Raw genomic sequence first — 23900 nt, 5'->3', positions numbered from 1 at the left:
TGCCATTCGCTTGCGTCACTCGGGCCGGATCCGGGAAACACCGGTGCGCCGACCGGTGTCAGGACGACGTGCCGCACTCAGAGGTAGGACTGCAGCTCTCCGCGGCGGCGCACGTCCGTGGTGGCGCAGTGGAAGGAGCCACCGAAACTGTTGAAGTTGCGGAACGGGCAGGGAATCGGCGTGATGCCCCAGCTCTCGGCGAGTTCCTGCATCGGCCGGTCCTCGGCCTCGACCAGCATCTTGGTCTCGTCCAGCATCAGGATGTTCATGTTGATCCACTTGCTGGTCATGTACAGCGGGTGGCCGTCCGGGATGGCCGGTTCGGGCGCCCGGCGGATCTCCCAGTTCTTGAACTGGCTCGGCACCTCGACCACCCGGTCGGGGTGGATGAGCAGCTTGCCGGGGGCGAGCGGCATCAGGCTCGCGTCGATGTGCATCGGGTGGTCGTCGACCAGGTCGACCACGTGCACCTGGTACTCGTCGCCGATCTCCCGGCGCACCCATTCGATGCCCATCATGTTGGTGACGTGGCTGCGTTGTACGAAGATGTCCCGGCCGCACCTGATGAAGTCGGCCGCGTCGAAGGTCGGCTCGAACTCGGTGATCACCGACCGGAACGGCTCGCCGTCCGGCTGGTCGGTCCAGCCTTCGACGTACAGCTCGTCGCTGAGCTCCGGGCGCGGGGCGGCGGACCACCGGGCGCCTGCGCGGAAGTACTCCTTGAGCAGCGGCCGATAGGCGGAACTGGCGAAGTAGCGCGAGCGCCAGGCCATCGGCGCCTCGATGATCCGCTCACCGATCACCAGCAGCAGGTCGCGCGGCATCGCGTCGTAGAGGCCGGTGCTGGCCCAGCCCGGCGCGCCGTAGGACCGGCCGTGATCGCGCGGGTCCGGCCGGCGCACCCGCACGCCGTGGTTCTGCAGGATCTCGACGAGCTGGTCGAGTTCGTCCTTGGCCGCGGCGACCTGCTCGGGCGGGAACGGCTTGCCGGCCCTCTCCCGGAACACCGCCCGCTGTTCCGCCGAGAGCGGCGCGGCCGTCACGGTGTCGTACGGCGGGAAGTGCGCACCGTCGACGGTGCCGACGATGACCTCCTCCAACGGGTCCCACTCGTTGTAGGCACTGACCGGCGACCCGGTCGCCCCCTCTGACTCAGACACGGTTCGTCCTCCGCTCGTCGGTGTACAGGGTTCCCTCGGACCACACGTACGGTGTGCCGCCCCAGGCGGTGGCGGTGGCGACGTCGGGGAAGAACCCGTGTCCCGCCAGGTTGGCGCTCGTGTTGCACAACAGGGGGACCCCACTGATCCGGTGGTACTCCTCGAGCACCCGGCCGACCCTGGTGTGCGGTGTGTCCGGCCGGATGGTCTGCAGCCGGGCCGTCCCGTCGAGGTGCAGCACGGCCGGCACCCGCTCCGCCCAGCCGGGCCGCAGGCGGTGGTCGAAGAGCATGTACGGGTCGGCTCCACCCGGGTCGAAGACGGCCGACGCCTCCGACTCCAGACAGATCGGCGCGACCGGCCTGTACGGCTCCCGGTGCTTGATCCGGTTCAGCTCGTCCTTCATGGCGGGCGCCACCGGGGCGGCGAGGATGCTGCGGTTGCCGAGGGCCCGCGGGCCGAGCTCGGCCCGCCCGTCGACCACCACGACCGGCTCACCGGTGGTGTGCAGCAGCGCGGCCAGCTGCGCCTCGTCGCACGGCCGCGCCGTCCAGCCGGGCGCCGGGCGGCTCGGCGTGACGGCCGGACCGGAGTAGACGTTCCACTCCAGCACCGGATCGCCGCCCTGGTACAGCACCTCGCAGAGGGCCGTGCCGATGGCGGCACCCGAGTCGTTGGTGAACGGCGGCACCCAGACACCGGTGAACAGCCCGCTGGAGCGGATCACGCTGTTCCACTTGATGTTGAGCGCGCACCCGCCCGCGAGGCAGATCGGCAGCGGTGCGGGCAGTTCGAGCCGGGCCACCGCGTCGGTGAGGGCTCCGACCAGCATCCGGCCGATGAACTCCTGGAAGGACGCGATGAGATCGGCGCTCGAGTGCGACGGGAAGAGCGCGGCGCAGCGGGCGGCCAGCGTCGTGCCGACCTCCGGGCCCATCGACTGGACGCCCACCTCGGCGACGAGCTTGTCCAGTGCCGCCATCACGTCGTCGTCCACGCTGCCCAGGCCGGCGTACGCCATCGCCTTGCCTGCCGTGCCGAGGTGGTGTTCGACGATCTGGACCTCGGTGAGCCCGTCCAACGGCCGGTGGAACGGTTCCAGTGCCAGGCAGAAGTACGTGAACACGTCGCCGACCAGGCCGAACAGCGGACCCAGGTACTCGCCGGTCACGGGCCGGCCGGGGCGCACGAGGTACAGCCGGGGCAGCGTGCCGCCGTCCCAGACCAGACCCAGCGCGGCCTGTCCGGCGAACGGGCCGGTGCAGTAGCTGGCGTACAGATGGTGGCTCGCGTGCGGGTAGCTGCTGTACCCCCCGGCCAACGGGCTGCCGGCGATGCCGTCGAAGGTGTACCGGGACGGCGGGGCGGGCGCGAACGGGTCGGCGGCGTACGGCGCGGTGGCGACGCTCACCGGCCGTCCCCCGGAGAGGGTGTCGATCAGCGTCGGCCCGTCGTCGTCCGACCACCACCCGTCGATCACGAAACGGTCCACGTCGGCCACGTCGAGCCCGTGACCGGCCAGCACGGCGGTGATCCGGTCGAGGTCGCCGAGCGCGCTGTAGCGCCGGCCGTTGCCGATCTTCTCCATCTCGGCGCTGAAGACCAGACGCTGCCCGTCGAGCACCGCGATCGCGCCGTCATGGGACACCTTGATGCCGCAGACGATCACCGCGGGGACCTGCTCATCGCCGCCCGCAGGCTCGCCGGCCGCATATCGGTCCACAGCTCGCCGATCCGGGCCAGGCAGTCCTCCCGCGACGCCGGCTCGCCGACCGGCGTCCACCCGGCCGGCACCGGTCGGTCCGACCGCCAGATCGAGTACTGCTCCTCGTCGTTGCGCACGGCTACGTACGTCTCCTGCGTATCGGTCATGCCTGCCCCTCGTTCTCGGTCCGGACGGCCCGCAGCTCCTGGGAGGAGTGCACGCGGCCGGACAGCGTCTCGATCTCGATCTCGACCCCGACCGTGGCGCCCGGCGGACCGGCCGACGCCGCCGGGTCGAACCGGGCCAGGTGCGCGGCGATCCGGTCCGGGTCACTCACCAGCCGGACCCGCCCGCGGGCGTTGACCGACATCGGTCTGCCGGCCGGCGGCCGGGCCGGGTCCGGGTCGAACACCGCCAGCACCTTGCCGCCGTCGCTCAGCGGCATCGGGTCCGTGCGGTCCAGCACTCCGAACAGGACGCCGTGCGGGCCGCGGGTGCGGTCCAGGACGAGCGGCAGCCGGGTCACGACCGGGAACTCCGAAGGCCCGGCGCTGACCACGGTGGCGGAGCGACAGCGTTGGATCTGCGCGACCATGGCCTCGGAGTCGTCCTGCGCGGACGGGAAGGCCCTCGCCATCGAGCCGCCGTCCTTGGCGATGGCCGTGATGATCTGCTTGGACCGGAAGGGCAGGAGCGACAGCAGCGTGTCACCGAGGCCGTGCGTCGTCTCGGCGAGGCCCTGCACGTACAGCCCGCAGGTGAGCTCGTCGGCGGAACGCACCCGATGGTCCTGGGAGACCATGGGGCGGCCGTTGTCGTCGATTTCGAGGTACGGCAGGACGTCCCGGTACATCCGGGCGTCGAGTCCTCGCCGGTATCCGGTGGCCAGCACCAGTCCGTCCGTGCGCAGCTCGTGCGACCCGGCGCCGAAACGGCTGTGCACGCCGATCCGGACCCCGGAGCCGTCCGGTTCGGCCGAGGTCAGCCGGGAGCCGTCGTGCACGACCAGCCGGGTGCGGCCTCGCACCTCGTCCGCGTAGACCAGGCGGTACAGGCCGTCGAGGAAACCCGCCTCCACCACACCGTAGTTGGTCGTGCGCAGGCGGGCGGCGTAGTCGCGCCGGTTCTCCTCGCTGAGGGAGTAGAACGCGTCGGCGTTGGCCTCGAAGAACTGCTCGTTGGCGAACGGGTTGTTGTCCGTGGCGCGCAGCGAGTACCCGGGCAGGACCAGGTGGACGCGGGCGTTGCGGTAGCGGTCCAGCAGATAGTGGGCGATCTCCCCCGCGCTCTGCCCGTCCCCGGCGACCGCGAACTCCCACTCCCGGTCGGGGGCGGTGAAGGCGCCCGGGAACTGGGACAGAAACGTGCTGGAGTGCACCACGGCCGGGCCGGTCGCCACCCCGGCGGGCACCATGGGCACGCCGCCGAGCGCGTGCACCACGTTACGGGCGTGGTACTCGACCGCCTCACCGGTGGCGGTGTCGGTGGCCGTCACCCGCAGCAGCGACAGCGTGCCGTCGTCGTCGCGGACCGGGGAGACCGCGGTGACCGCGCTGCGGTACCGCACCATGCCGGCGAACTGATGGCCGACCCACCGCAGATAGTCCTGGAACTCCAGCCGGGTCGGCCGGAACTCGGCGAGGTTGATGAATTTCTCCAGCCGCCCCTTGGCCTTCTGATAGGCGAGGAAGGTGAACGGACTGGCGAGATTGCGCAGGGACACCAGGTCCTTGAGGAACGAGATCTGCATGCGGGCACCGTCGATGAGCATGCCCTCGTGCCAGCTGACGTCCGGCGAGCGCTCCAAGAACAGGCAACTGCGATCGGGGGCGATCTCCTGGGAGGCGATCGCTAGCGCGATGTTCGACGGCCCGAAACCCAGACCGATCACATCGTAAGGTTCGTCCCGCGTGCCGAGATCCTTCACGTACTGGCTCCTTCCTCGACGACTTACCGGCTCATCCGGCGGGCGGTGTCGCTGGCGGGCGGCGGCCGGCGCGCCCCGTGTCCAGGAAGCCGACCAGGGCCGGCACCGGGGAGACCACGCGACCGGCTTCGTCCAACCGCTCCTGGTACTGCTGGGCGACCTGGGGCAACCGGCTCCAGTGCGTCGCCGGGCGCAGGTGGTGCTCCTGGTGGTAGCCGTCGTTGAAGGTCAGCAGGTTGTACAGCCGGCCGTAGTGGCTCACCGAGTTCGCATACCGGCTCTCCGGCTCCGCGCCGAAGTGCCGGTAGTAGTTCTGGATGTTGACCAAGGTGAACGCGAGGGCCACCGAGGGCAGGTAGCACATCAGGGTCCACTCCCAGGACAGGACGGCGAGCAGCACGGTGAACGCGAGCTGCCCGAGCCGGTCGTACCTGACCTGGACGAGTTCGGCGACGCGGCGGCTCGGGTTGCGGGTGGCCAGGTCCAGGAGCGTGGTCTCCCGCGGGCCGACCGCGCAGCCCCGGCGCAGCGCAGCCCAGGTGAGCACCCACTCCTGGGCCGAGGAAGCCAGGCCCCGGAGCAGGTACCGGCTCAGCGGGGCGTGCCCGTCGTCACGGCTGTAGCGGTAGGTGGAGGTGAAGTCGGCGGTGGTCCCGTCGCGCTTGCGGTCGTTGTTGTACCGGTGGTGGTTGCGGACGTGCGTCAGGTGGTAGCCCTGCACCGACTGCGCGATGTTCGCGGAACTCACGATCGACAACACGGCGTTGAGGCGGTTGTCGGCGAACCAGGGCTGATGGACGAACAGGTGCGTGACCACGATGATCGAGTACGTCATCATCGCCGTGACCAGGGCCGCAGAGGCGAGCCGCGGCCACAGGCCGTCCGGCGTCAGCGCGGCCAGCGCGATCGTGCCGGCGAACTGGGTGAGTGTGATGGAGAACAGGGCGGCGTCGGCCGGGCCGTTGCGCCAGAACTGTCGCGGTTTGGCGTCGACCATGTCACCAGCACCTTTCGTACGCGTGGCGGGGCTGCCCGACGATTCACCGACGTACTGATTCCCGGAGCACATGCGCATGCGTCGGCGATTCGGGCCATGGGTTACGGAGACCGGGATACGGCGACGACGCTAGCCATGGCCGGAACTGTCAACGATGTCCGCTCTTCGAAGCGGAGCGGTTACGCGGCCGGAGCCGGCCCGCGCACAAGAGGCGCGGCTCAGGTCTCGCGAGCATGTTCAGGAGCACGCCCCGGCTGCCGGTCAGGCAGGGCGCGTCCGGCACCGAAGGGTCCGGGGCCGCGGCCCGGCGTCCAACTGTGCACATTCGGCATTTGGGCGCGGAGGAAAAGTGTGCGCGAACAGCGGTGCGCCGCACGGTCGTTGGACCGTACGGCGCGTAAACACCCTGGTTATGCCCCGCCTTGCGCGAACGCAGACCGGGCGCGTGGCCGTCAGGCCAGCTTGAAGATCAGCTCGGTGACGGTGGCCTGGCGGCCGGGAGCGAAGGAGTCCTCGCTGCCGACGCGGACGAACGCGTTGCGTTCCAGCACCCGGACGGACCCGGAGTTGTCCTCCACGACCCGGGCGTGGATCGGCCGCTCCGTCACCTCGTCGAGCAGTGCCGCGACGGCCGCGGTGGCCACACCCCGGCCCCACCAGTCCTTGCGGATCCAGTAGGTGAGCTCCGTGTCGCCCTCGATCGGGAAGGTGGCCACGCTGCCGATGACCTCGCCGTGGACCTCGATGACCCTGTTGACGATCGCGTCGTCGGCCAGGATCCTCCGGTACTTCTTCCCGAAGGCATCGGCGTCGCGGGCGGTCTTGGCATCGGTGAAGGCCGCCAACTGCTGGGCGGACTCGTCGAGCTGGATCTCGAAGAGTGCCGGGATGTCGTCCTCGGTCAGAGGCCGCAGCGAGATGTCCCCGGCCGCACTGTCAGTCATCAAGCCTCCGCGTCGGACGGAACGATGGATCTCTTCTCACGAATCGAGCCGAGGCTAGCACGTCGGTCCGGTGGCTTCGGGGCCCGGAAACCGGCCGGCCGCCCGCAGCCCTTTTACGGGACACGCCTCCTCGTCGGCGCGGCATTAGGTTGCTCGAAGAGATTCCGGCCGCAGGGCCACCTGCTGGCGAACGGAGGGCGTCCCATGGTGCGGCAAACCGAGCTGTTGACGCCTCAACTGGCGGACTACCACGACTTTTTGGACCGTGGGGAGATGAGGTATCTCCCCTACCTGATGTACTTCAACAGGCCGAACTTCCGGTCGGCGGCCATCAACACCGACCGGTATGGATTCCGGATCTCACACGGTCCGGACGGGCCCGGGTCCGTCGGCGGCGACCGGCCCGACGGGCCGGTCCGGCTGCTCGTGGGCGGGTCGGTGTCGTTGGGTTACGGCGCCACGGACGACGCTGCCACGATCGCCTCCCGGCTCTGGTCGCAGCACGCGCCCAGCAGGCCGTGGCTCACCTTCGGCGCCCCGTACCTCAACTCCACCCAGGAGTTACTGCTGTTCATGCTCCACCGTCACCTGCTGCCGCCGATCGACGAGATCGTCATCATCAGCGGCTTCAACACGCTGGTCATGGGACAGCTCACCGGGGTGGACGCCGGCGCCCAGGAGCCGTTCTTCTTCTGCAACGAGTACTTCGAGAAGATGCAGGAGCTGCGCGCGCGGTACGCCAAGCCGGCCAGGGCCAAGCAGTGGCGGACCGGCCCGAGGCCGTCGTCGCAGTCGGTCGTGCCTTCAGCTTCGCGCCCGACGACGGCCGGCATGATCCGGTCGGCAGTCGACGTCACGCTGCGCAATCTCGACAGCTGGCTCGTGATGGCTGCCGCGACCGGCGCCCGGGTGAGCTTCGCGCTCCAGCCGCTCGCGACCTGGCTGCGGGAGACACCGGCGCCGCAGGAGAAGCTGCTCTTCGACGAGTTCGACAAGCTGTCCGACTACGGGACCTGGGAGGAGCGCTACGGCGACGTCGGCAGCATCGCGACGGGCGCCGCGTATGCCGAGGCCCTCGGCGAGGCCTGCGCGCGCAAGGGTGTCCCCTTCGTCGACACGCTCTCCCGGCTCGCCGCGGTGGCGAAGCCCTCGGACTGGCTCTTCGTCGACCGCGGGCACTACACCGACGAGGGCAATGACGTCGTCGCGCAGGTACTGGCCGAGAGCCTCGACCTGACGTGAGGTCCGGATGCCGACCCGAAGTGAACTGAGGTGATCTCTCCATGTCGTTTCTGCGTGCGGTGATGGCCAGATTGTTCGGCCGTCGCAAGAAGAAGGCGAAGGCCGATGCCTCCATCTACCCGATGTTCTGATCAGGTGATGAGCGACGACGGGCTGACGTTGCCGGTCCGGACGGTGTTCGCACGGGCGTGTGAGCCGGAGGACACCCCGGTTCCCGACACGCTCCGGCCCGCGATCGCCGGCGAACTGGAGCGGGCCGGCCGGGAAGGCGATCCGCCGTACGGTCCCTCGGCAGCCGCCACCTGGGCGGACGCCGAACGGGCGCGCTTCACCACACTGTTCGCCACCGCGGAACTCCACGACTGTGCAGACGTGCTCGTGCGCCGGGCGGTGCTCGCATGCGCGCCGCTGGCATCGACGACAGGTGCCTGGCTCCAGTGGATGAGCGAGCCGGGCAATGCCGAGGATCCGGTCACCCTGCGGGCGCTCGCGCTGTTCGCGGCCGATGTCGGCGCCGGGCATCCGGGCGCCTCCCGGGGCGACGCGTACCTCGCCCTCATGCGGTACGTCCGGGTGGCCGTGCACGCGCGCCCGGCCGCCCGCCTGGCACACGACCGCCGGATCGCCGACCCCTCCTTCCATCTGCCGGCTCTCGCACTGACGATGAGCCGGCGCCCGGACACGTACCGGGGCGAGATCATCGGTCTTGATCTCTGCCTGCGTACCGTCGGGCTGCCGCCCCCGCTCGCCGGTGTCCGGGCCCGGCTCCGGGACGCGGTGGACTGGGCCGCGCTGGACCCGGGCCGCGCGCGCGGGCCGGGCCGCGCGCAGGCGGTCGCCGACGCACGAGCCGTCTCTGCCGCGTTCACCGCGGCGGCCGGCCCGGCCGGAACGGCGGCGGTAGAGCGCGGCTTCGCCTGGGCGTTCGCCGCCCTGCGCCGCTGGAGCGAAGAGGTGTACCAGGAGCTCGACGCCGCTCGCGATCCGTCCTTCGAGATGGCCGAGCTGATGCGCTCCAGGGCCCGCGAGGCGTCGGCCTATCACGACCGGTTCGTCCTGCGCGGGCGACCGCTGAAGCAGTGGCTCACCGAGGCGCGTACCGACCCGGCTCCGTTCCTGGCGGCGCTCGCCGACAGCCGCCTCGTGCGGCCGGGCAGGTCCGGGGCGAGCCGGCTCACCGGCGAACTGGTCTCGGAGAGCGGCCGGATGTTCCGGGTCTTCCCGGACGCCGACCTGGACGTCATCAGCCGGTGGATCGATGCGCTGCCGGCCGATCCGGCCGAGCGCGCGCGGCTGCGGCCGGCCGCGCATCAGCCCCGGAGCATCGCTTTCCACCCTGCTCCGGACACTGCGGGCGACGCCGACGGCGCTCCCGCCGGCCTGCGCGAGGCGTACACCCGGCTGTTGCGACGCGCGATCACACCGGCCACCCGGCGGTATGCGCTGCGCTACGTCGAGGAGTGGCTGGCCCGCTCCCGTCACGGGATGAAGCCGGCCGACCGGTCCCTGCCGGCCGAGCCGCCGGCGGACGGCCTGCGGCCGTGGCTGCTCGACCAGCACGACCTGCACAACGGCGAGTTCCGGGCCGGCTCGGACTCTCCCCTGCCGGACCGCACCGAGCTGATCGACTCGACGCTGCAACTGGCTCCGCTCACCCTGATCGACGGCGCCTGGCTGGCCGGTCACACCGACTATCAGCTCGCCTCCGCAGAGCGCGGCCACTTCCTGTTCGAGACCTACTGGGACGAGCTGGGCAACGGCGAGCCGAAGCTGAACCATCCGCTGATCTACCGTGCGGTGTTGCGGGAGATGGGCATCGAACTGCCACCGACCCGGTCGCCGGAGTTCGCCGGCTGGCCGGCCTTCCGGGACCGGTCGTTCGAACTGCCGGTGTACTGGCTGGCGGTCGGCAGGTTCCCGGTCACCTTCGAACCGGAGATACTCGGCCTGAATCTGGCCATGGAGCTGTCCGGTGTCGGCGGCAGCTACCGCCGCGCCCGGCAGGCGCTCGAACAGTACGGCTTCAGCACCGCGTTCGTCGACGTCCACAACACCATCGACAATGTCGCGACCGGGCACTCCGCGTGGGCGGCGGACGCCGTCGAGGGCTATCTGGCGCAGCAGGCGCCGGTGGCTCGCGCGGACGCGTGGGACAGGGTCCGGGCCGGGTACCGCTCGCTGAACCCGCCCTCCGGATTCTGGGCCCGCAACGCGGCTCGTCGCGCCCGAGTGGAGGCTTCCGCACATGTCTGACCTGGTTCTCGGTATCTCCGCGTATTACCACGACAGTGCCGCGGCGCTGGTGGCCGACGGCCGGCCGGTGGCGGCCGCGCAGGAGGAGCGTTTCACCCGTCGCCGGCACGATCCGTCGTTCCCGGCCAACGCAGTCTCCTACTGCCTGGACGAGGTCGGCGCCACGCTCGCGGACGTGTCGGCGATCGCCTACTACGAGGACCCGGCGCTCAAGTTCCGCCGCGTCCTGGCGACCTATCTCGGCGCGGTCCCGTTCGGGCTCGCCTCGTTCCGCGACACCCTGCCCGACTGGTGGTCGTCGAAGCGGCGGGTGACCGACGTGGTCCGTCGCGAGCTCGAAGGACTGGACCGCGGACGCGTCCCGGAGATCGTGTGCCGGCGGCACCACGAGTCGCACGCCGCCTCGGCGTTCTTCGCCGGCCCGTACGAGTCGGCCGCCGTGCTGTGCATCGACGGTGTCGGCGAGTGGGCGACCACCTCGATCTGGCACGGGCAGGGCACCCGGCTGAAGCCGATGGCCGAGATCCGCTTCCCCCACTCACTCGGCATGCTCTACTCGGCCTTCACCTACTTCTGCGGATTCAAGGTGGACTCCGGCGAGTACAAGCTGATGGGCCTCGCCCCCTACGGCGAACCGCGGTACGCCGACCTGATCCGCGAGCGGCTGATCGATGTCAGGCCGGACGGGTCGTTCCGCCTGAACATGCGCTACTTCGAGTTCCTGCGCGGTCAGGTGATGACCGGTCGCGGATTCGAGAAGCTCTTCGGCGGTCCGCGCCGCGAGCCCGAGGGCGAGCTGACCCGACGGGAGTTCGACCTGGCCGCGTCGGTGCAGCTGGTCACCGAGGAGGCCGTCCTGGGGCTCGCGCGGACGGCGCGCGAGCTGACCGGCGAGTCGCGGCTCTGCCTGGCCGGTGGCGTGGCCCTGAACTGCGTGGCCAACGGAAGGATCGTCGCCGACGCGCTGTTCGACGAGGTCTGGATCCAGCCGGCGGCCGGCGACGCCGGCGGTGCGCTGGGCGCTGCGCTCGCGGTCGCGATGGACCGGGGCGCCGGGCGTGCCCACGTGGGAACCGGACGCGACGCGATGTCCGGGGCTCTGCTCGGACCGGAGTACGACGACGAGCGGATCGCGGCGTACCTGACCGCCGCCGGCATCCCGTACCACCGCCTGGGACCGTCGGAGCTCGCCGCCGAGGTCGCGAAGTCGATCGCTGGGGGGATGGTCGTGGGCTGGTTCCAGGGCCGGATGGAGTTCGGCCCACGGGCACTCGGATCGCGGTCGATCCTGGGTGACGCCCGCGATCCTCGGACCCAGTCGGTCATGAATCTGAAGATCAAGTTCCGGGAGTCGTTCCGGCCGTTCGCGCCGTCCGTACTGGCCGAGGACGCCAAGGACTTCTTCGACCTGCCGCAGGACAGCCCGTACATGCTCGTGGTGGCGCCGGTCGCGGAGGCCGCCCGGCTCGCCGTCGAGACGGACTCCGGCCTGACCGGCATCGATCTGCTCAAGGTGGCCAGGTCGGTGATCCCGGCGGTCACGCACGTGGACTACTCGGCGCGCGTGCAGACCGTCGGAGCGCTGGACAACCCCGGCTATCACCGGCTGCTCACCGCACTCAAGCGGGAGACCGGCAGCAGCGTCGTGGTGAACACCTCGTTCAACGTCCGCGGCGAGCCGATCGTGAACACGCCGCACGAGGCCTACACCTGTTTCATGCGGACCGACATCGACGTGCTCGCGCTCGGCGGGTTCCTGCTGCACAAGTCCGAGCAGCCCGAGTGGAAAGAGGAGGTGGACTGGCGCGCCGAGGTGCCGCTCGACTGACCGCCCGCCCGTCCCGTATCGAAGGGGTTCCTGATGCGCAACGCCCTGCTCACTGTCGCGTACGTCCTGCTCGTGATCCCGGCGGGCCTGGTGCTGCGGGTCCTGCGTGATCCGATGCGCCGGTCGAGGTCCCGGCGCCTGCCGAGCTACTGGCACGAAGAGGTCACGCGCGGCTGAAGACCACCTGGCCGGCGATGGTCCGCTCGATGTCGCGCACCGCGGCGAGCACCGCGTCCGGCCGCTCGGCCAGGCCCTCCACCACACCGAGCGTGCCCTGGCTCCCCAGCCGCCAGTCGACCCGGTCACCGGGCTCCGCGGTCAGGACGACCGAAAGGACGTCGGGGCGCTCGGCGAGGTCGGCCACACTGCCCCATGAGGCCAGCCGCCACTCACCGACCGGCGGCAGGATCTGGTAGCAGAAGGCGGCCGCGGCAGGCTCCCCCAGCGACACCTCGGGCTGGCGGCCGACGGCGACGCCGAACGCCAGCCGGACCACTTCCACGCCGAACGACCGGTGCAGCAGGGCGGCCACGTAGCCGCCGAGGCGGGCGTTCACCTCGATCACCACGGGCCCGTCGGCGGTCAGCTTCAGCTCGACGTTCACCCAGCCGTCCAGCAGGCCGAGCGCGTGGCAGGCAGCCGCGGCGATCCGGTAGACCTCCGCCTCGACCGACGCGGGCAGCAGACCGGGCACGAAGAAGCCCTGCTCCCGGAACGGCTCGCGCAACGGCAGCCGTGAGTTGAGCACCTCGCACGCGACCGTGCCGCGCCACAACAGCATCTCGACCGACACGTAGTCACCGAGGCCGGGGCCGGCCACCGACGGGCAGCCGACCAGCATCTCCTCGACCACGAACCGGTCGGCGTCGCCCGAGGCGAACGCGTCGGCGGCGTACCGCACCGCGTCCTGCGGGGTGTCCAGGCGATACGTCTGCCGGCTCGACGCCCCGTGGACCGGCTTGAGCACCGCCGGCGCGCCCACTGCGGCAAGCGCCTCCACCGCCTGGCCGGGCCGCTCCAGCAGCCGGAACCGCGGCACTCGAAGCCCGGCCTCACGCAGCCGTTGCCGCTGGACGTGCTTGTCCGTGGCGGCGAGCACCGCGCTCGCCGAGTGGTAGCGCAGCCCGAGGCGGGACGCCAGCCGCTCCGCGAGCGCCAGGTCACGGTCGGAGAAGGCCACGATGCCGGCCGGGCGGCGGGCCTCCAGCACCGCGGTGCCGGCCACCTCGTCGGTCATGTCCACGACGTCACCGATGGCCGCCAGCAAGTCGGCCAGTCCGTCCGCCAGCTCATCGACCGGCACCGCGAACAGGAGGTCGTAGTCCTCGGCGTCGGCGGCCAGTTCGAGCGGGGTGGCGGCGCCGGCCGTGTACACCACGACCACCGTCTCGGTCATACGCCGACCCGGGAGGCGCCGTCGTGCTCGCGGTGCGCGGGCAGCGAACGGTAGATCTGCCCCAGGCCGCCCAGGACGCCGCCCAGCCGCGGCAGCGCCGCGTACACCGGGTCGCGGCTCAGGATCGCGTCGACCGCGCGCAGGCGCCACATCGGCGTGCGCGGGAACAGATGGTGGACCAGGTGGAAGCCCTCGCCGTCGATCTCCCCCAGCAGGAACCGGGTGCCCCATCCGTAGACCCGGTTCCAGGACATGTAGAGGTCCACCCGGGGCGCGGTCTCGATCAGCGGGAAGTGCTCCATCAACTCGGCCACCGCACCGATCCACACCTGTGTGGTGACCAGCGGCACGAACCAGAGCAGCACGAGCCACGGCCACCAGCCGCCCAGGACGGCCCAGCTGAGCAGCCCTGCCAGCAGGACCACCCGCAGCACCCGTTCGGCCCGCTGCTCCCCGGCCGCCACGATGCGGTGCCGCAGCAGGTAGAGCACGTACGAGGCGGTCGCCTTCGGCGTCACCACCGTGCGCAGGTACCGACGCAGCGCCTTGCGGCTCAGGTGGTCGCCGCACAGCGCGTTGTCCCGGTACTGGCGGTAGTCCGGGTCGCGCTCCGGGTCGCCCAGCCGGCCGTGGTGCTCGGCGAGGTGCGAGGTCCGGTAACCGGTGTAGCTCTGCAGCACGGGATAGCCGCCGAGGACCACCCCGATCACGCTGCCGGCCCGGTGGTTGGCCATGAACACGCGGTGGGTCGCCATGTGCAGCATGCCGGCGATCCCACGCTGCCGGCCGCCGATGAAGAACACCGCCAGGAGATACACCGGCAGCGCCAGCCACCAGGGTGTGTGCTGCCACGACAGCACCGAGGCCGCACACCAGAACGCGATCCAGGCCCAGTGCGTGACGGCTTCGAGCGGACCGTGCCAGTTGTCCGGCCGCGACGCGGTCCGGACCGCGGCCAGGATGTCCGGCGCGAAGCGGTACCGCTCCGCTAGATCAGAATCGGCCACGGTCCTTCTCCTCACTCAGTGATGTCCAACTGGCGGTTCTCCCCAGTCAGACATCCGGGTCACGATGTCGGCAACCAGGTCCGCCTCCCGGGCCCGGAGGTAGAAGTGATCGCCGTCGAACGCCCGCCCCACGGAGCTGCCGGAGGTCAGCTCGCCCCAGGCGGCCAGGTCACCCGACACGTCGCCGGAGTCGCCCTGGCCCCCGTAGGCGGCGATCGGGGACCTCAGACGCACCGGTGGGTTGCGGTGGTACGAGAGGGACGCCCGTACGTCGGCCAGCAACGGCGGCAGCACCAGCTCGCGCAGTTCCGGGTGGTCGAACACCATCGGATCGGTCCATCCGGACGCCCGGGCCTCGGCCTCGACCGTGGCGTCGTCGAGCCCGTCCCTCGGCGGCGCGGACCGTTGGGGGGCGAACTGGCCGGAGACGAACAGACCGGCCGGATCCGGCCCTTGACCGGCTTCCATGCGGATCGCGACCTCGTAGGCGACGAGGCTGCCCATGCTGTGCCCGAACAGGAACAGGGGCCGGTCGGCGTACGGCGCCAGCGCCGGGGCCACGGCATCGGCGATCTCCCGGACCGACGACATCAACGGCTCGGCCAGCCGGTCCTGGCGGCCCGGGTACTGCACGCCGATCAGCTCGATCCCGGCCGGCAGCCGGGCGATCCACGGGCTGTAGGCGCTGGCCGTGCCACCGGCGTGCGGCATGCACACGAGACGCGCCGACGGGTTCTGGCGTGGCCGGGGCCGGCGCAGCCAGCGCGCCGATGCGCCGGCGGTGTGCGATGTCGAGGGTGCGGTCATCGAGGGACTCCCGTCAGTCGCGGGTCTGAAGCCAGAATCCGCATGTGATTCTTTGCGAGGGATGTGTCTGGGACGGACTTGCGATGGATAGTGCACCGGCCGACGCGCCGGTCGCGATCGGTGGGCGGCTCGATCCGGCCACCATTCTCGGCGGCTACCGGCACGGCACCTACCCGATGCCGGCCGCGACGGCGGCCGACATCGAGGTGAATCACGCCCTGTACGAGGATGCGGTGGCATCCGGGGCGACGGTGGTGCTGGACTCGCCCCTGCCCGACCCGTACGCGCTGGTCTGGTGGTCCCCGGATCCCCGGCCGGTCATCCCGTACGGGGGGCTGGCCAAGGCGCGCAGCCTGATGAAGCTGCTGCGCAACCGGCTGACCTGGACCACCACCGCGAACCAGGACTTCGCCCGGGTCCTCGCCGAGTGCCGCCGGGACCGGGAGCCCGAGTGGCTGACCACCGAGCTGTGCGAGGGCATGACGGTGCTCAACCAGCTGGGCTGGGCCCACAGCGTCGAGGTGTGGGAGGAGGACGAGCTGGTGGGCGGTGCCATCGGCATCGGTGCCGGGGAGGTGTTCGTTCTGGATACCTGCTTCCACCGGCGCAGCAACGCGTCGAAGGTGGCGCTGCTCGACATGGAGCACCGGCTGGCCGGCGCCGGCGTGACGCTGCTGGACGTCGAGTGGGACAGCGATCGGAGCCGGCGGCTCGGCGCCCGGTCCCTGCCGCGCCGCGAGTTCCTGGCGACTCTGGCGCGCGGCAGCGATCCGGTGGTTCTGGCCGGCGGTGTGGAGCCGGTACGGCGCCTGGGGTTCCTCCGTACGCCGGGCGAGAGCCGCTGAGGGCTGCCCCATAAACAGGTGAGTCCCGCGCGTCCGGCCGCATGGTCAGGATTGTCGAAGACCGTGTGTCTTCGTTCGACCATCAGGGCCGCGACAAGAAACGGAGCTGTTCCAGTGCCGGTCAACACCTCTAGATCCACACTTGAAACCGGGACCTCCACGGGTGTGCAGCCCTGCACGCAGCCGCCCTCCGACCGGGACGACGCTGTCGTGCAGCTGCCCCTCTCCGCCATCCGCGATGCCGACTCACCGCGGTCGGCGGGTGTGGACCCGGCGTACGCGAGATCGATGGCCGAGATGGAGGCGGACCTGCCACCGATCGTGGTGCACCGCGAGACCATGCGCGTCATCGACGGCATGCACCGGCTCGCCGCCGCCCGGCTGCGCGGCGAGCAGGAGATCCGCGCGCAGCTGTTCGACGGTGACGACCATGAGGCGTTCCTGGTCGCGGTCCGGCTGAACGTCTCGCACGGCATGCCGTTGACGCTCGCCGATCGGCGCGCCGCCGCAGTCCGGATCATCCGGAGTCACCCGCAGCTGTCGGACCGGGCGATCGCCTTCAACTCCGGGCTCGCCGCGAAGACCGTCGGTTCGCTGCGGCGCGGGCTCGACGGCCCGCCGGTCGAGGCACGCATCGGCCGTGACGGCCGGGTACGGCCGATCAACGGGGCGGCCGGCCGGCAAGCGGCGGCGGAGCTGATCGCCGTGCACCCGGAGGCGACGCTGCGACGGATCGCTCAGGAGGCCGGCATCTCGGTGGAGACCGCGCGCAGCGTCCGGGCGCGCCTGCAGGCCGGCGAGGACCCGGTGCTGGACCGGCGGACCAGGCCGGACCGCGGTGACCGCGACGTGGACCGGCAGATGACGGTGAAGCTGCCCGAGGCCGATCCTTCCCAGGAACTGCGGTCGCTGCTGGACAGCATCCAGCGGGATCCCTCGCTGCGTTACACCGAGTCCGGCCGGGTGCTGCTGCGCTGGCTGGGCCCGCGGGTGCTGGTGCCCGACGAGATCCCGCTGACGCTGAGCCACATCCCGCCGCACTCGCGGCTCAATCTCGGGTCGCTGGCGAGGTCCTGCGCGGCGGCCTGGATCCAGCTCGCGATGGGGCTGGAGGACGAGTACGGCAACACCGCTGTCGGCGGCCTGTCCGGCTGAGCACGCGGCGGACACGCGACGGGCCGGCGCCTTGCCAGGGCGCCGGCCCGTTCTCGTGCGCTCATTCAGCGGGCCGGCGTGCCGTTCGACGCCGCCGGCCGGATCGTCGGCCCGGCCGGACCTGTCCGCCCGGCCGGGCCGGACGGACAGGTCCGTCGCCGGCCCAGCCCTCAGCCCGGGTCCTCCTCGCTCAGGCGGGCGGCGAGGCCGGCCACGGTCGGCGCTTCGAAGAGGGTACGCAGAGGGACCGTGCGCCCGACGAGGTCACCGACCTTGTTGACGAGCGCGACCGCCAGCAGCGAGTGGCCGCCCAGCTCGAAGAAGTTGTCCCGCACGCCCACCCGGGGCACGGCCAGCACCTCCGTCCAGATCGCGGCGATGCGCTCCTCCAGGGGAGTGCCCGGTGGCTCGTACTCGGCCGCCCCGGCCCATTCCGCCTCGCCGTCCGGCCGTGGGAGCAGCGCGCGGCTGAGCTTCCCGCTCGGCGTACGCGGCAGTTCCGTCACCGTGAGGTAGGCCGCCGGCACCATGTAGTCGGGCAGCCGATGGGCGAGGAAGGCACGCAGCTCGGCGGCGGCCGGCGGGGCCTGTGGGTCCGGTACAACGTACGCGACCAGGCGCCGGTCGCCGACGCCGTACCGGTGGGCGGCGACGGCGCACTTCAGCACCTGCGGGTGCCCGACGAGGACGGTCTCGATCTCGGCCACCTCCACCCGGAACCCGCGGATCTTCACCTGGTCGTCGAACCGGCCGATGAACTCCAGCCGCCCGTCGGCGTTCCAGCGGACCTGGTCGCCGGTGCGGTACATCCGGGCGCCGTCGCCGAACGGGTCGGGCAGGAACCGCTCCGCCGTCAGCTCCGGGCGGCCCTGGTATCCGCGGGCCAGCGGGGCGCCGCCGACGAACAGTTCGCCGGTCACCCCGGGCGGCACCGGCCGCAGCGCGGCGTCGAGCACGTACGTCCGGGCGTTGTCGAAGGGCCGGCCGATCGGTGGCAGCGCCGGCCACTGCGCGGGGTCGCCGCCGAGTTGGTGCGAGGTGGCCAGGTGCACCTCGATCGGCCCGTACTGGTTGAACAGTGTGCAGTCGGGCAGCCGGGTGAAGAACTCCCGGATCACCGGGGTGGCCTGCAGCTGCTCGCCGGCCGTGAGCACCGCCCGCAGCGACGACGGGAACCGGCCGAGGCGCACGGCCAGTTCGGCCATGCCCTGCAGGGCCACGAACGGCATGAACACCCGCTCGATCCGCTGCGCCTCGATGACGTCGAGCAGGCGCTCGAAGTCGTGCCGGACCTCCTCCTCGACGAGGACCAGCGTCTCGCCCGCCGCCAGCGTGGTCAGCATCTCCTGATAGAAGATGTCGAAGCTGAGCGCCGCCCACTGCAACGTCCGCCCGCGGCCACCGCGGCCCTGGCGCAACTGCCACCGCACCTGGTTGAGCAGGGCGCGGTGTGGCATGGCCACGCCCTTGGGCCGGCCGGTGGACCCGGATGTGTAGAGCACCCAGGCGATGTCGGCCGGGTCGGCCGGGTTCGCCGGACCGGTGGCTCTTGCCGACGGGCTGTACGCCAGTACGGGCGCGTCCCCCTCCGGGCCGGTACCGTCGGCCGGCCGGATGACGAGGCGCAGCGCCGCGTCCTGCGCGATCAGCTGCTGGCGTGCGGCCGGATAGGTCGGGTCGATCGGGACGCAGGCACCGCCGGCCTTGAGCACCGCAAGGTTGGCGACCACCATGTCGAGCGAGCGGGGCAGCGCGATGCCGACCCGCTCGTCGGGGCCGACGCCCAGCTCCCGCAGCTGCCAGGCCAGGGCGTTGGCCTGCTCGTCCAGTTCGCGGTAGGTCAGTTCCCGGTCACCGAAGACCGCCGCGACGGCGGTCGGTGTGGCGGCGACCTGCCGCTCGACCACCTGGTGCAGGCAGATGTCGTCGTCGTACCGGGTGACCCGGCCGTTCCAGAGTTCGAGTACCTCGTGCCGCTGCGCGGCCGACATCAGGGGCAGGTCGTCGATCGCCACGTCCGGCGTGGTGACCACCCCGGCGAGCAGGGTGACCAGGTAGCCGGCCAGGCGCTGCATCGTCGCGCGCTCGAACAGGGCCGTCTGGTACTCCAGCCCGACGGTCAGGTCCCCCGCCTCGTTCTCGTGGGCGAAGAGCGTGAGGTCGAACATCGCCTTGCGCTCGTCCGGCTCGATGGGCGTGACGGTCAGCCCGTCGAGCATGTCGAACGACTCGGCCCGCAGGTAGGTGAACAGCACCTGGAACAGCGGCTGCACCGCCAGGTCCCGCTCCGGCCGGAGCTCGGCCACCAGGCGGTCGAACGGTGCATGCCGGTGCTCGTAGGCCTCCAGCAGCCGCGGCTGGATCTGGCCGAGCAGCCCGGCGAAGGTCGGCCGCCCGGCCAGGTCGGCCCGCACGACGACCGGGTTGACGAAGTGACCGATGTTGGCCTCGACGTCCGGGCGCGCCCGCCCGTCGACGATCGTCCCGACGCTCACGTCGCTCTGGCCGCTCCATCGGTACAGCAGCGTGTGAAACGCCGTCAGCATCACCATGAACAGGGTGGCGCCCTCCTGCCGCGCCAGCCGGCGCAGCCCGTCGGCCACGTCTGCGGGCACCGGCACCTCGACCGTGTCGCCGTCGAGTTCGGCGGTGGCCGCCCGGGGACGGTCGACAGGGAGGTCGAAAGTGTGCGGTGCGCCGGCCAGCCGCTGCCTCCAGTAGTCCATGTGCCGCTGCGTCTCGGCGTCGCCCCGGCTGTTCTGCCACAGGGCGTAGTCGCCGTACTGCATGCTCAGTTCGGGCACGTCGGCCGGGGTGCCGGTCCGGTACGCCCGGTAGAACGTCCGCAGCTCCTCGTAGAGGTTGGCGTGCGAGGGCCCGTCGAGCACCAGATGGTACGAGCGGAAGACCAGCACGTGCTCGGCGGGTGCGAGCCGGATCAGCTCGGTCCGGAAGTTCTGCGCCACGGAGATGTCGAACCGGTACTCGGCGTACATCCGCTTCCGCTCGTCGAGCCACTTTCGCTGCTCGTCGGCGGACAGGTCGGACACGTCGAGAAGGGTGAAGCGGGGATCACCGGGCGGCTCCACGACCTGGACGCCGATGCCGTCGCGTGCCGGGAACGCCGTACGCAGTATCTCGTGGCGTCGCATGATCTCCGCGATCGCCGACCGCAGCGCGGCCACGTCCAGGTCGCCGGTGATGAGGTGCAGCGCCGTCTGGTTGTACGCCGCACCCAGCACTCCCATCTGTTCGAGAAACCACATGCCCTGCTGATGGTCGGAGAGCGGGATCGTGTCCGGCCGGGGGGCCGGCGCCGGGGCGGCGAGCATCGTGGCGATCACCTCGTCGCGCCGCTCGCGGAGCACCGCCAGCCGTTCGCTGTCGAGCGAGCCGGCCGGACGGTAGCGCAGCCGTCCCTGCTGAATCCACAACTGCACGCCGGCCACGCGCAGTTCTTCCAGGAAGTCGGAGATCGCGATCACGGGCTGCCCCTTCTCGGCGGACGGCTCAGCGGGTGCTGAGCGGGCGCAGGTCGGTCCAGTGCTGCGTGACGTAGTCAAGGCACGCCTGGCGGCTGTCTTCACCATGGGCGATCCGCCAACCGGTTGGCACCGCCCGGCGGCTCGGCCACAACGAGTGCTGTTCCTCGTCGTTGACGAGCACCAGGAAACGGCCCTCCGGGTCGTCGAACGGGTTCATCTCGACTCCTCTCTCACCAGGGGTGCGAACGCGTCGGCCGAGCCGGACTCGGCATCCGGCTCGGCCTGTTGCCGGGGGTAGACGAAGGGCAGCAGCAGACCCGCCATCGATGTGGTGACCAGCGCCATCAGGACCATGAGCGAGTACAGGCGCGGATCGAGCAGGCCGGTCTCGAGACCGACGGACAGGACGATCAACTCGGTGAGCCCGCGGCAGTTGACGAGCACGGCGAGTGCGGCGCTGTGCCGGGGCGACACCCGGACGAGCCGCGCGGCCATGAAGGCGCCTGCCATCTTGCCGCCGACCGCGATCAGCAGGATCAACATCAGCAGGCCGAACTCCCGGGCGTCCATCCCGGACAGGTCCACCGCGAGGCCGGCGACCACGAAGAAGGGGGGCAGCAGCACGGTCCGGTCGATCCGCTCGACCCAGGGCAGCACCCGCTCACGCAGTCCGGCGCCGCCCGAGCGGGGCATCACCGCGCCGAGCAGGAACGCCCCGAAGATCTGGTGCAGTCCCATCCACGAGGTCGCCGCGGACGACAGCCACAGTGCGCCGGCGATCGCGACCAGCAGGCAGGCGCCGAAGGCGATCCGCGCAGTGGGCCCGCGCTTCCGCCCGGACCGGCCGCGCAGCGCCAGTCCGGCCAGCGCCGGTCGCACGACCCCGACGAGAAGAGCCACGAAGGGCGCCACCAGCAGCATCCGCCAGGGCGGCTGGTTCCCGTCCGAAAAGGCGACCAGTACGGCAAGCATCGCCCAGGCGAGGACGTCCCCGACCGCCGCCACGGCCAGCGCCAGGCCACCGATGGGCGTGTCGATCAGTTGACGGTCGGTCAAGATGCGTGCGAGCACGGGGAAGGCGGTGATCGACAGCGCCGTGCCGATGTACAGGCAGAAGAGGACCGCGGTCTTCCCGGACCGGTCGCCCACGATGCCGATCGCGAAGAGGCTGCCGAGGACGAACGGCACGACCACGGAGCCGATCGACAACGCCAGAACCATACGGCTCTGCCCGCTCAGACGGCTGTCGGCGAGATGCAGCCCCACGAGGAACATGAAGACGCAGACGCCGACTGTGGCGATCGTCGTGAGCGCCGGACGGATTTCGGCCGGGAACAACGTGCGCGTGATCGCACCGTGGAACAGGGTCGGGCCGAGCAGAATGCCGCCGGCGATCTCACCGATCACCTCCGGCTGGCCGATCCATCGGCAGAGGAGCCCCAGGATCCGCGCGACCGCAATGATCACCACCAGTGCGAGGAGCAGCGCCGCAAGCGCGCCGATAGCCACCGGTCCGTCCCTTCGCCGATCCCACTGTGTGATCGACAGTAGGCAGGACCGGCCCCGGCCGCGCAGTCACGTGAACCGGCGACAGGCCGCACACCGTCTGCGGGCCCGTCCACGACGGGTGCGACATCCGCGCATGTCAGAGGCGAGGGGACCGTTCGAAGCAAGCGATCTTATGGTTGCCGCCGGAGCAGGTCCATGTCCCCGATTGACGCGACGAGCGGGCGTCTCCGGAGGGTCTGATAATGGCTAGCGGCCTATAGATCACGGCCACGAGTTCGATATATCGTTCAGTTGTTCCGGAGATCGGTGGACCAACCTGTCGAATTCCCGCCGGAACGAGTGCGCGACAGCGGTCGGATGCAGGCTTCGCCTGCCGTCGGCCAGTTGGACGATGGAGAACGCCATCCAGGTATCTACGGGGGAATTATGCTTCGCGTTGATGCTCTGATCAGCAGTCCGGTCTATCTCGTCGGCCTCATACAGATTCTCTCCGATGAAGGGATTTCCATCGTCTCAACCCGCCAGTCTCCAACCGAACAGATGTCCTGGCTGGCCGATGCGGCCCTGATCGACGACGATGCACTCGGGGCGGGGAACGGCCTGGACGACATAGCCGAGGCGGCCCGCACCACGGCGGTCCTGGTCCTCCTCAACAGCTGGTCACTGCCGGCCGAGGAGTACGTGCAGGCGGGCGCCATCGGCGTGATCCACAAACACCAGTCGGGCGAGAGCCTGATCGCGGCGCTGCGCACCGTGACCGCCGGCGTCCAGGTCTTACCCGAGGGCCACGCCACGAAGTGCCAGGCGGAACGCCACGACCCGCTCGCACTGAACCTCTCCGGACGCGAGGAGCAGGTACTCGGCCAGATCTCCCGGGGACTGACCCATGGCCAGATCGCGACCCGGCTGGGAATCAGCCCACACACCGTCGACACGTACGTCAAACGCATCCGCGCCAAGCTCGGCGTCGGCAACAAGGCCGAACTCACCCGGGTCGCGCTTCTCAGCCGGCTGGCCAAGTCCGTCGCCTGACCGGAACTGCCTGACCCGAAGCTGCCTGACCGAAGCCGTCCGGTCGCCGGCCGTCCCGGCCGCCTGACCGAAGTCGCCTGCCCCAAGACTGTTCTGCCGCCTGACGAGGGCCCGCCCGGCCCGGGGCCGTCCCGTCGCCGGAGCACCGTGGAGGGCACATGCACGTCACCGTTCATCCACCCGATCAGCAGGTCGCCACCGAACTGCATGCCATCGAGCACCGCCGCCAGAGAGCACTTGTCGACGCCGATCTGGACGCCTTGGACGAAATCTTCGACGACACACTCGTGTACACCCATGCACACGGCCTCACCCATACCAAGACACAACTGCTCGAATTCACCGCCGCCCGACGCCCCTACCTCGGCATCACCCGGGGCGAGTTGCACATGCGGCTCGTCAGCGAGGTCGCGGTCGTCACCGGCCCTCTCACCAACCTTCTGCGTACGCCGGACGGCGGTGAACGCACGCTCGCGGGCTTGGCCACCCAGATCCTGTACCACCACGACCGTGGCGGCTGGCGGTTCATCAGCTTTCAGATGACCCCGTTCTCCGAACAGAAGTGACGTCATCCTTCGCGTCGCGAAGGCAGGCACAGTCCAGGAGGT

20 protein-coding genes are annotated in these 23900 nt (G+C 70.7%); 8 read left to right on the top strand and 12 right to left on the bottom strand.

All coding sequences use genetic code 11. The annotated features are described in order from the left end of the window. Positions 1-77 precede the first annotated feature (77 nt). From OG538_RS32060 to OG538_RS32035, 6 genes are all read right to left on the bottom strand, one after another. Positions 78-1160 carry an amidinotransferase gene (locus tag OG538_RS32060; protein ID WP_406098962.1) on the bottom strand — a complete coding sequence of 361 codons (1083 nt, stop codon included), beginning with the start codon at positions 1158-1160 and terminating at the stop codon, positions 78-80. After that, complete coding sequence (locus OG538_RS32055) at positions 1153-2883, bottom strand: carbamoyltransferase N-terminal domain-containing protein (RefSeq protein ID WP_406098961.1); 1731 nt, start codon at positions 2881-2883, stop codon at positions 1153-1155. Before OG538_RS32055 ends, OG538_RS32060 begins: the two co-directional genes overlap by 8 nt. Continuing rightward, entirely contained in the window at positions 2826-3032 is a 207-nt protein-coding gene (locus OG538_RS32050) for an MbtH family protein (RefSeq protein ID WP_406098959.1), read from the bottom strand. Before OG538_RS32050 ends, OG538_RS32055 begins: the two co-directional genes overlap by 58 nt. Then, positions 3029-4792, bottom strand: coding sequence for a SidA/IucD/PvdA family monooxygenase (locus OG538_RS32045; protein ID WP_406098958.1), 1764 nt, complete (start codon positions 4790-4792; stop codon positions 3029-3031). Before OG538_RS32045 ends, OG538_RS32050 begins: the two co-directional genes overlap by 4 nt. 31 nt (positions 4793-4823) lie before the next feature. After that, on the bottom strand, positions 4824-5789 hold the full coding sequence (locus OG538_RS32040) for a fatty acid desaturase family protein (RefSeq protein WP_406098957.1): 966 nt from the start codon (positions 5787-5789) through the stop codon (positions 4824-4826). Between the two features lie 452 nt (positions 5790-6241). Next, positions 6242-6733 carry a GNAT family N-acetyltransferase gene (locus OG538_RS32035; RefSeq protein ID WP_406098955.1) on the bottom strand — a complete coding sequence of 164 codons (492 nt, stop codon included), beginning with the start codon at positions 6731-6733 and terminating at the stop codon, positions 6242-6244. Between the two features lie 204 nt (positions 6734-6937). Here OG538_RS32035 and OG538_RS32030 point away from each other — a divergent pair, with 204 nt between their 5' ends. From OG538_RS32030 to OG538_RS32015, 4 genes are all read left to right on the top strand, one after another. Continuing rightward, on the top strand, positions 6938-7975 hold the full coding sequence (locus OG538_RS32030) for an SGNH/GDSL hydrolase family protein (RefSeq protein ID WP_406098953.1): 1038 nt from the start codon (positions 6938-6940) through the stop codon (positions 7973-7975). Between the two features lie 138 nt (positions 7976-8113). Beyond that, positions 8114-10228 (top strand): iron-containing redox enzyme family protein, encoded by a 2115-nt coding sequence (locus tag OG538_RS32025; RefSeq protein ID WP_406098951.1) that lies wholly within the window; start codon positions 8114-8116, stop codon positions 10226-10228. Further along, on the top strand, positions 10221-12056 hold the full coding sequence (locus tag OG538_RS32020; protein ID WP_406098950.1) for a carbamoyltransferase: 1836 nt from the start codon (positions 10221-10223) through the stop codon (positions 12054-12056). The genes OG538_RS32025 and OG538_RS32020 overlap by 8 nt, the downstream gene beginning before the upstream one ends. Positions 12057-12089: 33 nt before the next feature. Next, entirely contained in the window at positions 12090-12233 is a 144-nt protein-coding gene (locus OG538_RS32015; RefSeq protein ID WP_406098948.1) for a hypothetical protein, read from the top strand. Here OG538_RS32015 and OG538_RS32010 read toward each other — a convergent pair. From OG538_RS32010 to OG538_RS32000, 3 genes are read right to left on the bottom strand one after another with little or no spacing between them, the layout of a single operon-like run. After that, positions 12220-13452 (bottom strand): acetyl-CoA carboxylase biotin carboxylase subunit family protein, encoded by a 1233-nt coding sequence (locus OG538_RS32010; RefSeq protein ID WP_406098946.1) that lies wholly within the window; start codon positions 13450-13452, stop codon positions 12220-12222. The two genes, OG538_RS32015 and OG538_RS32010, sit on opposite strands and share 14 nt — an antisense overlap. Next, a complete protein-coding gene (locus OG538_RS32005) occupies positions 13449-14459 on the bottom strand; it encodes a fatty acid desaturase family protein (protein ID WP_406098944.1) in 1011 nt (336 codons plus the stop codon). The genes OG538_RS32010 and OG538_RS32005 overlap by 4 nt, the downstream gene beginning before the upstream one ends. A 15-nt stretch (positions 14460-14474) precedes the next feature. Then, complete coding sequence (locus OG538_RS32000) at positions 14475-15266, bottom strand: thioesterase II family protein (protein ID WP_406098942.1); 792 nt, start codon at positions 15264-15266, stop codon at positions 14475-14477. Positions 15267-15349: 83 nt separating this feature from the next. On the opposite strand from OG538_RS32000, the gene OG538_RS31995 reads away from it, so the two are divergent. Both OG538_RS31995 and OG538_RS31990 read left to right on the top strand, forming a co-directional pair. Next, complete coding sequence (locus OG538_RS31995; protein ID WP_406098941.1) at positions 15350-16111, top strand: leucyl/phenylalanyl-tRNA--protein transferase; 762 nt, start codon at positions 15350-15352, stop codon at positions 16109-16111. Positions 16112-16321: 210 nt separating this feature from the next. After that, positions 16322-17266, top strand: coding sequence for a ParB N-terminal domain-containing protein (locus OG538_RS31990; RefSeq protein ID WP_406098939.1), 945 nt, complete (start codon positions 16322-16324; stop codon positions 17264-17266). 170 nt (positions 17267-17436) lie between these two features. Here OG538_RS31990 and OG538_RS31985 read toward each other — a convergent pair whose 3' ends face one another. From OG538_RS31985 to OG538_RS31975, 3 genes are read right to left on the bottom strand one after another with little or no spacing between them, the layout of a single operon-like run. Next, on the bottom strand, positions 17437-20751 hold the full coding sequence (locus OG538_RS31985) for an amino acid adenylation domain-containing protein (RefSeq protein WP_406098937.1): 3315 nt from the start codon (positions 20749-20751) through the stop codon (positions 17437-17439). Between the two features lie 25 nt (positions 20752-20776). Beyond that, a complete protein-coding gene (locus tag OG538_RS31980; protein ID WP_406098935.1) occupies positions 20777-20968 on the bottom strand; it encodes an MbtH family protein in 192 nt (63 codons plus the stop codon). Next, entirely contained in the window at positions 20965-22260 is a 1296-nt protein-coding gene (locus tag OG538_RS31975; protein ID WP_406098933.1) for a cation:proton antiporter, read from the bottom strand. The genes OG538_RS31980 and OG538_RS31975 overlap by 4 nt, the downstream gene beginning before the upstream one ends. 306 nt (positions 22261-22566) lie before the next feature. Here OG538_RS31975 and OG538_RS31970 point away from each other — a divergent pair, with 306 nt between their 5' ends. Both OG538_RS31970 and OG538_RS31965 read left to right on the top strand, forming a co-directional pair. Further along, a complete protein-coding gene (locus tag OG538_RS31970; RefSeq protein WP_406098931.1) occupies positions 22567-23292 on the top strand; it encodes a LuxR C-terminal-related transcriptional regulator in 726 nt (241 codons plus the stop codon). A 158-nt stretch (positions 23293-23450) separates the two neighbouring features. Then, positions 23451-23858 (top strand): nuclear transport factor 2 family protein, encoded by a 408-nt coding sequence (locus tag OG538_RS31965; RefSeq protein ID WP_406098929.1) that lies wholly within the window; start codon positions 23451-23453, stop codon positions 23856-23858. Positions 23859-23900 lie beyond the last annotated feature (42 nt).

The sequence above is a fragment of the Streptomyces sp. NBC_01013 genome (genome assembly GCF_045162765.1).
GTDB lineage: Bacteria > Actinomycetota > Actinomycetes > Streptomycetales > Streptomycetaceae > Streptomyces.
This window is presented reverse-complemented; position numbering and strand designations above follow the sequence as displayed.